Source organism: Salipiger abyssi (genome assembly GCF_001975705.1).
Taxonomy (GTDB): Bacteria; Pseudomonadota; Alphaproteobacteria; order Rhodobacterales; family Rhodobacteraceae; genus Salipiger; species Salipiger abyssi.
This window is the reverse complement of sequence record NZ_CP015093.1, coordinates 3,157,694-3,172,988: the sequence shown is the minus strand read 5'-3', so window position 1 is coordinate 3,172,988 and position 15,295 is coordinate 3,157,694. Positions and strand designations below refer to the sequence as shown.

Here is a 15,295-nt window from a genome sequence, read left to right as displayed (position 1 = left end):
CCAAGCAGATCGGAAACCCTATGCTGGATCAGAGCGCCAAGATTGAAGCCGCAAAGCAAACCGCACGTATGATTTTCTACCTTGGCGTGGAGGCTGAACGCCCGCTGCGGCATTCGCGAAAGGTCACGGAAATGATGCTGGAGGAAAATGGCCTGCCCGTGCCTGACGATGTTCTGGCGTTCGCCAGCGAAGGGAGGCTCAGCGACCGTAATGTGAGAGACTGGGAAAAGCCCCATGATCTTGTGCTGAGACGCGTCGTGACGACGGAAAATATCTTTGAACTGATTTAACTAGAAGCCAAAGGGAAATGAAAAACGGCGGGCCTATTGGTCCGCCTTTTCTGTCTCTTCTGGGGCGCTGCGAAGTCGGACACACCAGTCCTTTTCTATGCCCACCTATCTGTCCAGCCAAGATGACTTGACCACAGAGGGGGCCGCTTTGGGAAGGGTCTTCGCCTCCACTTCCTCTTCGCGGCGCTCCACCTTGGCGTTGACCAGCGACCGAACGGCCATCGCATAAACCACGCAATCCAGCGATTCCGCCCGCCGCCCCGGTATCCGTTCCCATTGCCGCACGGGTGCCCCCTTCACATAGCGCATTACCAGCCGTTCGGAGGCCAGCTCTTCGTAAAAGCGCCCCTCAAGGCTATCTGAGAACCGAACGGTCTTGCCCCTGCTCAGGCGGCTGGTGAGCTGCCCCTTGACCGATTCCACGCCCACAATGAAAAGGCGGCTGCCCCGTGTGTCGCTCGCCCGGATCACGGGGCGGTTCCCGGCGGCCCCCTTGATCGCGTAAACCCGGCGGGAAGAGCGCGGACGACAGAAGTTAATCACCCGGTCCATCGTCTCGCCGTCGCCCGCGTCGACCGCCGCCGCGTCCACGTGGAGGATGCCTCCCTTGGGATGCTTCCAGATGGTCTTCAGCGCGTCGTCCAGCTCTGCCCACACGTCGTCCGCCATCGGATTGCCCCAGATCACGAATTGGCTCAGCACGAAAATGTCGTCCCGGCCCCAGCCCAGAAAGACGACTTCTAGCCGGTCGCGCTGCACGTCGACGCCAGCGGTCACGAAAAGCACGTCCGCCGGGATCGCATCCGGCAGCCCGAACGGCTCCGCCCGGGCAGCCAGCGCCGCTTCGTCGATTTCCTCGGCGGCCTCGCGCCAGCCTTGGGCAAGGATGGTGTTGACGAAGACCTGAAGCGTGTCGGGCTGCTTCTTGGCTTCCACGAACTCCGCCGCCAGCTTGCCCCATGAGGCGTTCGCCAGCGTCGAGACAAGAGCATTGAGCCGGAAGCCCGCGTGGCCCTCTACATGCGCCTGTGTGGCCCGCCAGCGGCCATTCTGCACCATCGCCGCCTTGTGCCTCTCTTCCACTACGCAACCGCACTCAGGGCAGACGTAGGCGGCCTTCTGCGGCTCACCCTCGGGCCAGACAATATCCGACCACTGGATTTCGTGGAAATGCCCGCACTCGGGACATGGCACCTCATAGACCCGCTGATCGGAGCGGGCGTAGGCCCGGAGCACGTTGGACGTGGCCTCAAGGGTAGGGGTGCTGCCCAGAATGATTTTGCGGTTCGCAAAGCTCAGGGTGCGCCGTTCCGCCAGTGTGATCGGGCTGCCCTCCACGCCCGCCTCCATCGCGTCGGCTTCGTCTATGAGCAGGACGCGGACGTTGTGGCGGCGGAGGTTGCGGGGGCTCTTCGCCGCGATGATCTTGAGCGAGCCGCCCGGAAAGCGTCGGCTCAGCAGCGTAGAGCGACCCGTGTCGTCAGCCTCGGCAGAGATGAGCCCGCGCAGCGCCGGGGTCGCCTCAAAGATCGGCTCAAGGTCCGAGACGGTGTAGTCCCGGCAATCGGCCTCGGTCGGCAACAACACCATTATCGGGGCCGGTTCGTTGGCCACATAGGACGCCAGCGCCCCGGTCAGCAGCGTGGTCATGCCAACCCTGACCGATTTGACGACCGTGACCCGCTCAAGGGTCGGGTCGGAAATGGCGTCGGCTATCTCACGCTGGTAGGGCCAGAGCGACACGCGGCCCGGAAGAGCGGAAACGCCCTCGGGCAGCCGCATGTGGGTTTCGATCCACTCGGACAGGGACAGGCGCGGCGGCGGGGTCAGAGCCCGGAGCGCGTTGCGGCGGGTGATGGTGAGCGCGTCAGTCATGGGCGGCCTCTTCCAGTGCGTCCCGGACTTCCCGGTCAATGGCGTTGATGTCGTGCGGGGTCAGATGCCCGGCGGTTTGCGCCACCCGGGACGGCACCGCCAGCATGGCAGCCCGGACGCCCCTGAGAACGGTTGCCCATTCCCGTTCCACCTCGGCGGCGGGGATCAGTTCGCCCCGGAGCTTGGCGTTGGCGGTTTCCACCTTCTCGGCGGTGGCACGGGCGAGGCGTAGCTTTTCGGCGGCTAGGTCGGCGTCCACCTGTTTGCCCTTTGCCAGTGACCGGCAATGATCGCTGTAGGCCCGGACGCTGGCCCGGAGGGGGAAGAGCTTTTCCCCGGTGCGGGGGAGAACGCCATCGCGCCCCAGAGCGTGAGCGCGGTTCGCGGTGATGCCCAGCCACTCCCCCAGCTCAGCGGCGCTCACGGCAGCCTCCCCCACGGGGGCTTCCTCCACAGGGGGCTCTTTCCCCAGAAGCATCGCGTCCACCATCTCAGGGGTAAATTTCATCTCTCAGTTCCTCAGTGTTCCCCACAGGGGGGATTTCCCCCACAGCGGTTTTCTCGATTCCAAATTTTCTCCACGGGGGAAAAGCTCGGGGCTCTGCGTAACCCGCACCCCACCCCTTCGCGGAGTACCTTGAGCTTCCCCACACAGGGGCTCTGTCCCCCAGCGTCCGCCCAAGGGGAGTGTGGACCGTATCGACGTGAGCACGGTCCACGCATAAGCCCATGTAAACGCTACAAAACGCCCCTTCTGTGGACCGTGTGGACCGTAAAACGCCATTGTAACCCCCTAGAGCCCTCTGCCGCCGCTGCCCAAGGGGGCTATGCCGCTCTGAGACTTTTGTTGCTCTGATACGGTCCACACGGTCCACACAACGGATTCCCCCTTGGGAAACAGCGGCTTGCATGTGGACCCTACGGTCCACAGCACGGTCCACACGGTCCACGGCTGAGGTCACTGAAAATCCCCCCTGCACCAGACGTTCTTGCTCCGGGTCTTCCGCTTCACCCACCCCAGATCGCGCATGATCGCAGCGGCCCGTTTTTGGTGCCCTTGGTGTTGCTGTGCGCTGGTGAGTTCAAGCGGCCCACTCAGCACCTCGGAGATGGTGACTTCCGTCCTGACGGTGCCCTCTTCGTCCTGATCATACTGAGGGAGGTCCAGCCACGCGGCCACGTCTTCGGCCCAGCTATCGGACTCTCGTGCAGCTTCCTGCACCGGCTTTGCGTGTTCAGCCTCAAAGTCCCGGTCCAGCCACCACGGTTCATCGTCGCTGTATGCGGCAAAGGCTTCGGCAAAGAGCTGGTCACGCTCAGCGGTCAGCGCCTCAATGTCGATGACTTTGCACACTCTCACGGGCCAGAAGCGCCGCCCGCCCGTCGCGTCTCGGAGGAACTGTTCCTCATTCGTCGTGCCCACGAAAACGCACTGGCGATGGAAGGCTTCGTCATAGCGGGCATAGGGCAGCCGCACCCGGTCGACGGCCCCAGAGAGAAAGGCTTTGAGGTCTTCCGTTTCGCTCTTCCGGGACGGTGCCAGCTCGGCAAATTCGACCAGCCATTTCCCTTGAAGGTGCCGGATTGCGTCGGTCCTGTCCCCCGTGATGCTGGGCAGCGTGTCGCTGAAATACTCCGCCCCTGCGAGGACGCGGCAAGCCGTGCTCTTGTTCTGGCCTTGCTCCCCGGACAGGACAAGCGTGTGATCGTGCTTGCATCCGGGCTCCATCACCCGCGCCACCATTGCGATTAGGAACTTGCGCCCCACGGCACGGGTGTAGGGGGTATTCTCTGCCCCGGCATGGCGCACCAGCCACGAGTCCAGCCGGGGCTTTCCGTCCCAGCGGAGCGCCCTCAGCTGGTCCCGGATCGGGTGATAGGCCAGCTTCCGGGCCACGGTTTGAGCCGCGTCGGCCACTAAGTCCTTGCCCACAGTTTGCAGACCCAGCCGCTCTAGGGCGATCCGGGCGAGGGATACGGCGGCGTCAGTCAGTGGCCCGTCGCGCCATTCATCCCGGCCCGTCATCCTGTTGTGGGCCAGCCCGGGAAGCACGGAGTCGAGGTTCCGGCCCAGATAGAGCGTGGTGTTGTGGAGGTTAATGACGGGATTATTGCCCCGCATGATCGGAGTGCCCCAGTCTTTCTTCGCGGGGGTCGGCGCGTCGTCAGGCTGCTCCATCATCCATTCAACGTATTCCAGCGTCCCTTCGGGCGGCGGCGTGTCATCGTCGGGTAGCAGGTCCAGCACCGCGCCACGCTCGCGAGCCACCTCAACGTCTTCGTCGGTTAGCAGGTCAGCGGGGTTGAAGCCCCAGCCGCGCTTCCGCGCTTCCCAAAGAACCGTGGCACCAGTCGCCCCGTCGTTGCGGAGGAAGGATTGCCAGACGGCTTCGGTTTGGTCGGGATCATAGGAGTCGTGCTGAGCGGACCATTCCTGCGCCAGCTCTAAGCCTTCCTCTGAACCGTCTGTCTCATGGTGAACCCCGGCCAGCATTTTGACCCACCAGTCCCGGCCCGCAGCATCCGGGTTGGTGTCGTCGTTGGGCACGGTCATGAGCGCGTCCCGGAAATCTTCAAATGATAGCCCAGTCACATCGCCTGAGCTCTGGCGCGGCTTGCGAGCGGGCGACTGAAGAACGGCGGGCCATTCCGGCAGATCGGCCACAATGCGCTTCAGCGGGCCGCTGAGCCGCCCATAGCTGCCCTTGCCGTTGATTGCGCCGGGGGCAATGACAAGCCCGCCATAGGCCCGCACGTCAACGCCCGGCCCGATCTCATCTGTGGAGTTGCGCAGCCCGTCCACATGTCGGAAGTAAATGTGCCCTCCGCCAGAAGGCGTGGAGATGACATGCGGGCTCAGCACGTCCGGGTCGTGCCCCAGCTCGCGCAGCGTCTCGAAGCCGTCCTTCCCGTTCTTGCGGTCGAGGTCGAGCACCGCAATGCCAGAGCGGCTGCCGGTAGGGATAGCGGGCATGGCGTCGGGCCACTTGCGCCACCAGCGGCGGAGCTGAGCCGGGTCGGTCGTGGCCTTATCCTGCCAGCCGGTGACGTGGGGGCGCTTGCTTTCGGCCCGCGCCGGGAAGATCGGAATCCCGACCTCCGCCCACGCCAGCGCCACGTCCAGATTGGCTTGCATTTCCGCTGCATCATTATTACTGTGACTCATGTGATCGGCCTTTGTGTTGAGGTTTGTTCATGTTGTGGTGAGCCTTGAGGTTGAGCAAGGTTCGTTCCCGCTGCTTGGGAATCCTGTTCAAGCCCCCTGCCGTCGGTCGCGGTGGGGGGCTTTCTCATTTGTGGCAGGTGTGTTTGAGTCGCCGAAGCGTTCGCAGATGTTCTTGTCCACATCGTTGTCCACATTTCTGACAACGCAAGATGGTAAGTCTCTGTTTTTATTTCATCTTCTTCGGTGCGGAAAATGCAGAAACGGACTTCGTCTCCGCCATCACCCCCTCATCGTTATCAGCACGATATCCACAGTCCTGCGCCGCAACCGGCGTGGAACGCCTCTGCGTACAGCCCCCCAAAACCGCCGTCGCGAAGACACTCTGCACGACGGCAAGATCGGGCCGGCTCGCTCACTCGGCAGCGACGATCTCCTGGCGCTGCTCGCCCAGCCCCTCGACGCGCAGCGCCAGAGTGTCGCCCGGGCGCAGGAAACGCGGCGGTTTCATCCCCAGCCCAACGCCCGAGGGCGTGCCGGTGGCGATGAGATCGCCGGGCAGCAGCGTCATGAAGCGGCTCATGTAGGAAATGATCTCCGCCACGCCAAAGATCATGTCGGAAGTGTCGCTCTCCTGCACCCGCGTACCGTTCAGATCCAGCGACAGGGCCAGCGCCTGCGGGTCGGGCACCTCGTCGGCGGTCACCAGCCAGGGGCCGCAGGGGCCAAAGCCCGGCGCCGACTTGCCCTTGATCCACTGGCCGCCATGCTCCATCTGCCAGGCGCGTTCGGAGAGGTCGTTGACGGTGCAATAGCCCGCCACATGGGCCAGCGCCTCCGCCTCGGAGACCCGATCGCAGCGGCGGCCGATCACCACGCCCAGCTCCACCTCCCAGTCGGATTTCTCCGACCCCACGGGGAGCACGACCCGGTCGTTCGGCCCGGACAAAGCCGAGCTGGCCTTGGAGAAGAGGATCGGCTCCTTCGGCCGTTTGGCCCCGGTCTCGGCGGCATGGGCGGCATAGTTCAATCCGATGCAGTGGAAATTCGGCACCGAGGCGAGGCAGGCGCCGATCCGCGTGTCCGGCGCGATCACCGGCAGCGCCGAGGTGTCGAGCGCCCGGATCTCCGCCAGCGCCTCCAGCGACACGCCCTGCCCGGCGAAATCCGCCACCTTGCCGGAGAGATCGCGGATCTGGCCCTCCGCATCCAGCAGCGCCGGCACTTCCGCGCCGCGCGCGCCCACTCGTAGCAGTTTCATCTGTCGTCTCCTTCTGCGGTTCCACGCGCGGCGCCCGGGCCGAGATTTGCCTCACCTTCCCCGGCTGATATACCGATTGCAAGCGCCTTCCCGGCGCCCCGGAGATCCCATGACCGCCTTTGACACCCTCGACCACCTGCTCGGCGCACGCTTTGCCACCGGCCTCGCCGCGCGCCGGCAACATGCCGGAAACGAAGCGCATTACGACGAGGCGCTGCCAGATGCGGTGGCCTATCCCGAAACCGCCGAGGAGGTGGCGCAGATCCTGCGCGCCTGTGCGGCGGGTGGCATTCCGGTGACCGCGTTCGGCACCGGCACGTCACTGGAGGGGCAGCATCTGGCGGTAACGGGCGGGGTCAGCCTCGATTTCTCGCGGATGAACCGGATTCTGGCGATCCACCCCGAGGACATGAACGTCACCGTGCAGCCCGGCGTGACGCGCAAAGAGCTCAATGACGCGCTGCGGGCCACGGGGCTGTTCTTTCCGGTCGATCCCGGCGCCGATGCCAGCCTCGGCGGCATGGCGGCGACGCGGGCCAGCGGCACCACCGCCGTGCGCTACGGCACCATGCGCGAGAACGTGCTTGCGCTGGAGGCGGTCATGGCCAATGGCAGCATCATCCGCACCGGCAGCGCGGCGCGAAAATCCTCTGCCGGTTATGACCTCACGCATCTTCTGGTGGGCTCCGAGGGCACGCTGGGGCTGATCACCGAGCTGACGCTGAAGCTGCATGGCCAGCCCGAGGCGGTGGCGGCGGCGACCTGTCATTTCGACACGGTCGCGGCGGCGGTGGATTGCGTCATCGCGACGATCCAGAGCGGCATTCCGATGGCGCGGATCGAGCTGGTGGACGAGATGATGGTGCGCGGCTTCAACCTGCATGCGGGCACCGGCCTGCCCGAGCGCCCGCATCTGTTCCTGGAATTCCACGGCGGACCGGCGGCGCTGGCCGAGCAGGTGGCGGGGTTTCGCGAGCTGGCGGACGACGCGGGCGCCGGCGGCTGGCAGGAGGCGGCCACCACCGAGGCGCGCAGCGCGCTCTGGGCGCTGCGCCACGGCGCGCTGCCGGCCATCGGCGCGCTCGATCCCGGCGCCGGCAAGCGCACCTATTCCACCGATGTCTGCGTGCCGATCTCGCGGCTGGCCGAGGCGGTGGCGCTGGCCCGGCAGGAGGCCAGCACGCGCGGGCTGATCTGCACCATCGTCGGCCATGTGGGTGACGGCAATTTCCATTGCGGGCTGCGTTTCGATCCGAAGGATGCCGATCAGGTGGCGCAGGTTCTGGCGTTTTCCGGCGCGCTGGCCGAGGCGGCGTTGCGGCTGGGCGGCACGGTGACCGGCGAGCACGGCATCGGGCTGGGCAAGCAGAAATACATGCAGGCCGAGCATGGCCCGGCGCTCGACTGGATGCGGCGGATCAAGATGAGCTTCGATCCGCAAGGCATTCTGAACCCGGGGAAAATGCTGCCGCCCGCACCCTAGCGGGCGGCCTGATCCTCGCCCCGTCGCGGGCTCAGGTGTTGAAGAGGAAATGCAGGACGTCGCCGTCCTTGACCGTGTAGGTCTTGCCCTCGGCGCGCATCTTGCCGGCTTCCTTGGCGCCCTGCTCGCCGCCCCAGGCGACGAAATCGTCGAATGCGATGGTCTCGGCGCGGATGAAGCCCTTTTCGAAATCGCCATGGATCACACCCGCCGCCTGCGGCGCCTGGGTGCCGGTGCGGATCGTCCAGGCGCGCGCCTCCTTGGGGCCGACGGTGAAATAGGTCTCAAGGTGCAGCAGCTCGTAGCCGGCGCGGATCAGCCGGTCGAGCCCGGCCTCTTCCAGCCCCAGCTCGGAGAGGAACATCTCGGCCTCCTCGGCGTCGAGCTGGCTGATTTCCTCCTCGATCTTGGCGGAGATCACCACATGCGCATTGCCCTGCGCGGCGGCCATCTCGGCCACCTTGGCGGAAAGCGCATTGCCGGTGGCGGCCTCGTCCTCGTCGACATTGCAGACATAGAGCACCGGCTTGGAGCTCAGCAGTTGCAGCATCTTCCACTGCTTCATGTCCTCGGCATCAACCTCGACCAGACGCGCCGGCTTGCCCTCTTCCAGCATCGCCAGCGCGGCTTTCATCAGCCGTTCCTGCTGGACCGCCTCCTTGTCGCCGCCGCGCACCTTGCGGGTGATGTTCTGGAGCCGCTTTTCCAGCGATTCCATATCGGCGATGATCAGTTCGGTCTCGATGGTCTCGGCATCGCTCACCGGATCGACGCGACCGTCCACATGGGTGACGTCATCGTCCTGGAAACAGCGCAGCACATGGGCGATGGCGTCGGTCTCGCGGATATTCGCGAGGAACTGGTTGCCGAGCCCCTCGCCCTTGGAGGCGCCCTTCACCAGACCCGCGATATCCACAAAGGTCATGCGCGTGGGGATGATGCTCTGCGACTTGGCGATCTCGGCCAGCTTGTCGAGCCGCGCGTCGGGCACCGCCACCTCGCCCACATTGGGCTCGATGGTGCAGAACGGGAAGTTCGCCGCCTGCGCCGCGGCGGTCTTGGTCAGCGCGTTGAACAGGGTCGACTTGCCCACGTTGGGCAGACCCACGATCCCCATGCGAAATCCCATGCTAATGCTCCCTGTAAGCGGCGGACGGACGCGGCGTGTCTAGTCGCGCGCCGCGCCGCGTGCAAGCCTAAGCGCGGGCACCGCGCGGCCCCAGAACCGATAGAGCAGCAGCACGGCGGCAGCACCGAGCCCGGTGACCAGCCCGAACCACACGCCGACCGCGCCGAGCCCGGCCACGATGCCCAGCCCCCAGGCGGCGGGCAGGCCGAGCCCCCAATAGGCAAAGCCGGCAAAGACCATGGGCACGCGGGTGTCCTGCAACCCGCGCAGCAGGCCCAGCGTCACCACCTGCAACGCATCCACAAGCTGGAACAGCGCCGCCACCATCAAGAGCGCCACGCCGATGGCGAGGATGGTGTCGCGGTCGGGATCGCTGGGCGAGAGGAAGACGCCGACCAGCAGCTCGGGCAATGTCAGAAAGACCACCACAGTCACCACCACCGCCACCACCGAGAGCGCAAAGACCGTATGGGCATCGCGCTCCAGAAAGGCGCTGTCGCCGCGTCCGCGCGCCTGCCCGGCGCGCACGGTGGCGACATTGGCGAGGCCGAGATGCACCATGAAAGTGATCGCCGAGATTTGCAGCGCGATGCCATGCGCCGCCAGCGGCGCGGTGCCGAGCAGCCCGATCAGCAGCGCCGAGGCGGCAAACAGCCCGACCTCGGCCAGCGTCGTGAGCCCGATGGGCCAGCCGAGCGCGAAAACCTCACGCAGCATCTCGGTATCGGAGCGCCAGAAGCGCTGCCAGAGCGGGTATTGCGGCAGCTTCACCCGCGCATAGATCACCACCCCCACCAGAGAGATACCGTGCGAGACCAGCGAGGCGATGGCACCGCCGCGAATCCCCAGCTCGGGCGCGCCCCAGTTGCCGAAGATCAGCGCGTAATTGGCGATGGCATTGGCCACCGCCGCGATGACGGTGATCCAGAACACCACGCGGGTATGTTCGAGCGCGGCGAGATAGCTCTTGAGCACCATGACGCCGAGCGCGAAGGCCAGCCCCCAGCCGGCGATGCGCAGATAGCCCTGCGCGTCCTGCGCAACCTGCGCCTCCTGCCCCAGCATCCGTAGCAGCGGCGCCGAGAACCACAGCGCCGGCAGGCAGATCGCGAAGACCGCCAGCGACAGCCACAGCCCCATGCGGGTGACGCGGCGGATCTGGCGCTCGTCGCCGGAGGCGGCGAAGGAGGCGACCATGGGCATCACCGCCCAGGCAAAGCAGGAGCCCACCAGAAACAGCGTCATGAAGAGCGTGTTGGCCAGCGTCAGCGCCGCCAGTTCGGGCACACCGTACCAGCCCATCATCACCGTATCGGTGAGGCTGATGAGCATCTGCGCGATCTGCCCGCCGATCAGCGGCAGGCCGAGCAGCAGAATGGCCCTGGCATGGGCGGTATAAGGTTGCTGACGGGTCATGTTAGCGGCTTTAGAGATCGCAACAGGCTGCGGCAAGGGGCGGGCGCGCAGGGTGCCGTTGCGTCCCTGAATGTGGGCTTTGGGCGGCGGTGTCCTGCCGAGAGCGGACTTTGTCTCCAGCGCGACGCAAGCCGGACCCGGCGGCGGCCCGTGGGCTGCCATCGCCCCCTCTGGCTCCCTTCTTTTGTCGCTGCCAAATCCGAAGGGCTTCGCAGCTCTGCGCCTGCGTCACCAAAGCGGCAGCCCGTCACGCCAAAGGCGTGCCGGCAACACATCGTTTTGCAGTGTGTGAAAGGCGCGGACACTTAAACGCGCGGAAAAACGCAGGTCTTTCAGATCGCCCGCAACACGAACTGCATCGCCAGAACCGCGATCACCGCGCCGGCCAGCGCCTCGATCCCCCCCATCACGCGCGGCGCACCGGCCCCCGCCGCAAGCCGCGACAGCGCGCCTTCGCGCAGGGTGACCGAGGCCAGCGCCACCGCCACGGTGACCGAGGCCGTCCCCAGCCCCATGGCAAAGGCACCCAGAATGCCCGCATAGTCGATCCCCATGCGCCAGGTCAGGATCAGCAGGAACAGCGCGCCGGTGCAGGGCCGGATGGCAATCGCCCCGATCAGCAGCAGCGCATCGCGCAGCGAGTGCACCTGTTCCGCCTGCTCCAGACTCGGCCCATGCGCATGGCCGCAGCTCGCGCAGACCTCGCCATGCGCGTGAGTATGCTCATGGTGAGCCTGCCCCGCGCCGGCCCAGAGCCGCCGCAGCCCGCGCAGCAGCAGCCACAGACCAATGAGCCCGATGGCCGCATAGCTCGCCGGCGCGAACCAGTCCTCGGCGGCATCGGTCATCTGCGCGCGGCCCCAGCCCAGCGCCCAGACCCCGGCATAGACCAGCGCCACCGCCGCCGCGGCCTGCGCCAGGCTCGACACCAGCGCCAGTGCCGAGAGGCGCAGGAGCGGCACGCGGCGCCCGACGCCATAGCCGCCGATCAGCAGCTTGCCATGTCCCGGCCCCGCCGCGTGAAAGAACCCGTAGGCAAAGCAGAGGCCCAGCAGCCCCCAGAGCGCCCCGCCCTCGCCGGCGCGCAGCGCCCTCAGCCCGCCCGCCATGGCGACCTGCGCCTCGCGCTGGCCCTCCGCCGCGACCCGCGCGAGCCAGCCGGCCCCGCCGAAGCCCCAGAGCCAGACCGCCAGCGCGACGACCACCGCCGCCGCGATCAGGAGGAGGGATCGCATGAGATCGTCACCCGGTCGGCATAGAGATCGCCCACCTCCATCACCTCGAACGCATCCTCGGGCACTGTCGCAAGCTCCTGTTTCATCGCCTCGGCGGCGGCATCGAGATCGGGCTTTGTCACCTCGGCCCGGCAGGGCGCGGGCAGCTCCACGCCGCGCGTCACCTCATAGGCCACGTAGTAAGTGGGATCGTATTGCAGGATCCGCAGCCCGTCGGCGGCGGGCGGCTCGGGCAGCGGGCGGTAATGCGCCGAGACGATCCGCCCGTTCTCGACCCGCACGCCGCGCGGCTCCGGCGTGCCCAGCGCCAGCTTTTCCTCGCCCGCATAGACATAGAGATCGCCTTCGAAATCCTCGGGCCAATTGTCCAGATCGAAGCCCTGAAGCGCCGCCAGCTCCGCCTCGGTCAGCTCCGCGTCGCCATCGGGGTCGAGCCCCATATCCTCGAAGATCAGCAGCGTGAAGAAATCGTCATAGGACCAGCTCACCTCGATCCCCGTCGCCCGGCCCGCCTCGTCGATCTCGACCCGCAGGGCGGTATCGACAAAAACATGCGGATGCGCCTGCGCTTGCGCGGCGGGCAAGAGGATAAGAAAGCAGGCAAGCCAGCGGATCATAGGACGGACCTAGCCGCCCGCGCAGCGCTTTACAAGAATGCGCCCGGACAAGCTTGGCGGGATCGTGCTACCGTCATCGGGTGTTTATACGAGTCGTAGTGGAGAGGTGCGATGAGCGCGCGGAGTGACCTGAGCGATTTCGCGCACCGTGCCCGGGATTTCCTGCACGATCTGGCGCAAAACAATGACCGTGGCTGGTTCCGCACCCAAAAGGCACGCTACGATGCAGAGGTGAGGCGCCCGGCGGAACGCCTGCTGAACGCCGTCACCCCCGCCCTGGAGCAGACCGCCGGCATGCCGGTGCGCAGCAAACTGTTCCGGCCACACCGCGACGTCCGCTTCTCCGAGGACAAGACGCCGTTTCATCCCCATCTTCACGCCGCCTGGTCGGCGCCGGACGGGCGCGGCTGGTATTTCGGCCTGTCGCCGGACTACGCCACTGCCGGCGCCGGGATAATGGGCTTTGATGCCGAACAGACCGCGCGCTGGCGCGCCGCCGTGACCGGCCCCGCCGGCGCCGAGCTCGCCGCGCGTCTGGAGCGCATCGACGGGCGGCTCGACCCGCCGGAGCGCGAGCAGGTGCCGCCTCCCTTCCCGGAGGATCACCCGCAAGCCGCGTTGCTGCGCCGGACGGGCTGCGTGATCTGGCTCGACGATCTCTTCGACACGCTGGCCCCGGATCCCGCCACCGGGCTTGTTGACGCCTTCGGGCGGCTTGCACCGCTCCAGGACTGGCTGAGCGAGCATCTCTGAGCCGCCCGCCGGGCCGCGCGATCAGCCCGAGACGTGCCGCGCGCTCGGATGCAGCGCGGTGCCGAGGATATGGTCGGAGCGGTGGATCACATGGCCGGCCCCGCCGACGATCAGCGGATCGGGCGGCGTGGCGATCTTGCGGTCCTTGCCGGGGTAGTCCAGCGTCGACAGGAAATGCCGCATGCAATCGAGCCGCGCGCGCTTCTTGTCGTTGGATTTCACCACCACCCAGGGCGCATCGGCGGTGTCGGTATAAAAGAACATCGCCTCCTTGGCCTCGGTGTAATCGTCCCAGCGGTCAAGGCTGGCCTTGTCGATGGGCGACAGCTTCCACTGTTTCAGCGGATCGGTCTCGCGACTCTTGAAGCGGCGCTTCTGCTCGTCCTGGGTAACCGAGAACCAGTATTTGTAGAGCCGAACCCCCGAGCGCACGAACATCCGTTCGAGATCGGGCGTCTGGCGCATGAATTCCAGGTAATCGTTGGGCTCGCAAAACCCCATGACCCGCTCGACCCCGGCGCGATTGTACCACGACCGGTCATAGAGCACGATCTCCCCCGCCGTCGGCAGATGCTCGATATAGCGCTGGAAATACCACTGCCCCTTTTCCACGTCGCTGGGCTTGTTCAGGGCCACCACGCGGGCATGGCGCGGGTTGAGATGCTCGGTAAAACGCTTGATGGTGCCGCCCTTGCCGGCGGCGTCGCGCCCCTCGAAGAGCAGCACGAATTTCTGCCCGGTCTCCTGAATCCAGAGCTGCGCCTTCAGCAGCTCCGCCTGAAGCTGCGCCTTCTGCCGCTCGTAGCTGCGGCGCGACAGCTTGGTGTCGTAGGGGTACTCCCCGGTCTCGAAGGCGCGGCGGATCTCGTCGGGCGTCGGCGCATGCCGGCGCGCGCGCGGCGCGCCGGCGGCCCGTTGGGCGTGGAAACGTTGGCGGCGGTCTCGGTCTCTGCGGGGGGCGTCGGCGTTTCGGTCATGCACGTCCTTTCCTGGCTGATCCTGAACCAGCCTATCAAAGAGCAGACCGCAGCGCCTTGACGGGTGTCAAGAAATCGCGCCTCAGCGCCGCCGCGTTGCGGCCCGGTGACCGCTTCCGCGCCACCGCCTGCGCGCTCCGGGCCGCGCGACGCGCGCGAAGCATTGATTTTCCCCCTCCGTTCCGGCAGACCGGCTGCGATTGTCAGGGAAGGACAGAGATGACTCGCATCGACGCCAAATTCGCCACGCTGAAAGCCGAAGGGAAGAAGGCCTTTGTCGCCTATGTCATGGCGGGCGATCCCGACTACGACAACTCGCTGGAGCTGGTCAAAGGTCTGCCCGCCGCCGGGGTCGATGTGATCGAGCTCGGCCAGCCCTTCACCGATCCGATGGCCGACGGCCCGACGATCCAGCTCGCCGGGCAGCGCGCGCTCGAGGCGGGCCAGACGCTGGACCGCACGCTGGAGATGGTGCGCGCCTTCCGCGAGGGTGATGACACGACGCCGATCGTGCTGATGGGCTATTACAACCCGATCTACAATCGCGGCGTCGAGACCTTCCTCGCCGATGCGAAAGCCGCCGGCATCGACGGGCTGATCGTGGTCGACCTGCCGCCCGAGGAGGATGACGAGCTCTGCATCCCGGCGCAGGCGGCGGGGATGAATTTCATCCGCCTCGCCACCCCCACCACCGACGACAAGCGCCTGCCCAAGGTGCTGCAAAACACCTCCGGCTTCGTCTATTACGTCTCGATCACCGGCATCACCGGCGCCGCCGCCGCCGAGGCCGCCGATGTCGGCCCCGAGGTCGCGCGGATCAAGGAGAAGACCGATCTGCCGGTGATTGTGGGCTTCGGCATCCGCACGCCGGAAAGCGCCGAGAGCATCGCAAGCGTCGCCGATGGCTGCGTCGTGGGCTCGGCCATCGTCGCGGCGCAGGCCGAGGGCAAACCCGCCTCCGAGGTGCTGGCCTTCGTGAAATCCCTGGCCGACGGCGCCCATCGCGCCTGACATCCGGCAGGGGCGCCGCGCCCCTGTCTTCTTCTCTTTGCAAATACGCAAAACGGCGCGCCGGTCCGACCGGGCGCGCCGTTTG

The 15,295-nt window shown here is 66.4% G+C and carries 13 protein-coding genes; 4 read left to right on the top strand and 9 right to left on the bottom strand.

The window, feature by feature from the left end; genetic code table 11:
• The first annotated feature begins 20 nt into the window (after positions 1-20).
• Entirely contained in the window at positions 21-290 is a 270-nt protein-coding gene (locus Ga0080574_RS18975; RefSeq protein WP_076703293.1) for a hypothetical protein, read from the top strand.
• Between the two features lie 105 nt (positions 291-395).
• Here the strand turns inward: Ga0080574_RS18975 and Ga0080574_RS18970 are convergent, their stop codons facing one another.
• The 4 genes from Ga0080574_RS18970 to Ga0080574_RS18955 all read right to left on the bottom strand — a co-directional run bounded on the left by Ga0080574_RS18970 (position 396) and on the right by Ga0080574_RS18955 (position 6,589).
• A complete protein-coding gene (locus Ga0080574_RS18970) occupies positions 396-2,165 on the bottom strand; it encodes a phage terminase large subunit family protein (protein ID WP_076703291.1) in 1,770 nt (589 codons plus the stop codon).
• A complete protein-coding gene (locus Ga0080574_RS18965; protein ID WP_083716895.1) occupies positions 2,158-2,673 on the bottom strand; it encodes a DUF1441 family protein in 516 nt (171 codons plus the stop codon). The genes Ga0080574_RS18970 and Ga0080574_RS18965 overlap by 8 nt, the downstream gene beginning before the upstream one ends.
• Positions 2,674-3,123: 450 nt before the next feature.
• Positions 3,124-5,331 (bottom strand): VapE domain-containing protein, encoded by a 2,208-nt coding sequence (locus Ga0080574_RS18960; protein WP_083716894.1) that lies wholly within the window; start codon positions 5,329-5,331, stop codon positions 3,124-3,126.
• A 412-nt stretch (positions 5,332-5,743) separates the two neighbouring features.
• Positions 5,744-6,589: a fumarylacetoacetate hydrolase family protein gene (locus tag Ga0080574_RS18955; RefSeq protein ID WP_076703286.1), complete on the bottom strand. Its 846-nt coding sequence runs from the start codon at positions 6,587-6,589 to the stop codon at positions 5,744-5,746.
• 109 nt (positions 6,590-6,698) lie between these two features.
• Between Ga0080574_RS18955 and Ga0080574_RS18950 the strand changes: the two genes are divergently transcribed.
• Entirely contained in the window at positions 6,699-8,072 is a 1,374-nt protein-coding gene (locus Ga0080574_RS18950) for an FAD-binding oxidoreductase (protein WP_076703282.1), read from the top strand.
• Between the two features lie 31 nt (positions 8,073-8,103).
• On the opposite strand, the gene ychF is transcribed toward Ga0080574_RS18950, so the two are convergent.
• The 4 genes from ychF to Ga0080574_RS18930 all read right to left on the bottom strand — a co-directional run bounded on the left by ychF (position 8,104) and on the right by Ga0080574_RS18930 (position 12,469).
• Positions 8,104-9,201: a redox-regulated ATPase YchF gene (gene ychF / locus Ga0080574_RS18945; RefSeq protein WP_076703280.1), complete on the bottom strand. Its 1,098-nt coding sequence runs from the start codon at positions 9,199-9,201 to the stop codon at positions 8,104-8,106.
• Positions 9,202-9,240: 39 nt separating this feature from the next.
• On the bottom strand, positions 9,241-10,617 hold the full coding sequence (locus Ga0080574_RS18940) for an MATE family efflux transporter (RefSeq protein ID WP_076703278.1): 1,377 nt from the start codon (positions 10,615-10,617) through the stop codon (positions 9,241-9,243).
• Positions 10,618-10,949: 332 nt separating this feature from the next.
• Positions 10,950-11,852 (bottom strand): nickel/cobalt transporter, encoded by a 903-nt coding sequence (locus tag Ga0080574_RS18935; RefSeq protein ID WP_076703276.1) that lies wholly within the window; start codon positions 11,850-11,852, stop codon positions 10,950-10,952.
• Positions 11,834-12,469 carry a DUF1007 family protein gene (locus Ga0080574_RS18930; protein WP_076703273.1) on the bottom strand — a complete coding sequence of 212 codons (636 nt, stop codon included), beginning with the start codon at positions 12,467-12,469 and terminating at the stop codon, positions 11,834-11,836. The genes Ga0080574_RS18935 and Ga0080574_RS18930 overlap by 19 nt, the downstream gene beginning before the upstream one ends.
• Positions 12,470-12,580: 111 nt before the next feature.
• Between Ga0080574_RS18930 and Ga0080574_RS18925 the strand changes: the two genes are divergently transcribed.
• A complete protein-coding gene (locus Ga0080574_RS18925; protein WP_076703271.1) occupies positions 12,581-13,222 on the top strand; it encodes a TIGR02453 family protein in 642 nt (213 codons plus the stop codon).
• 21 nt (positions 13,223-13,243) lie between these two features.
• Here the strand turns inward: Ga0080574_RS18925 and ppk2 are convergent, their stop codons facing one another.
• Positions 13,244-14,203, bottom strand: coding sequence for a polyphosphate kinase 2 (gene ppk2 / locus Ga0080574_RS18920; protein ID WP_156876402.1), 960 nt, complete (start codon positions 14,201-14,203; stop codon positions 13,244-13,246).
• A gap of 215 nt (positions 14,204-14,418) precedes the next feature.
• Here ppk2 and trpA point away from each other — a divergent pair, with 215 nt between their 5' ends.
• Positions 14,419-15,210, top strand: a complete 792-nt coding sequence (gene trpA / locus Ga0080574_RS18915; protein ID WP_076703269.1) for a tryptophan synthase subunit alpha — start codon at positions 14,419-14,421, stop codon at positions 15,208-15,210.
• Positions 15,211-15,295 lie beyond the last annotated feature (85 nt).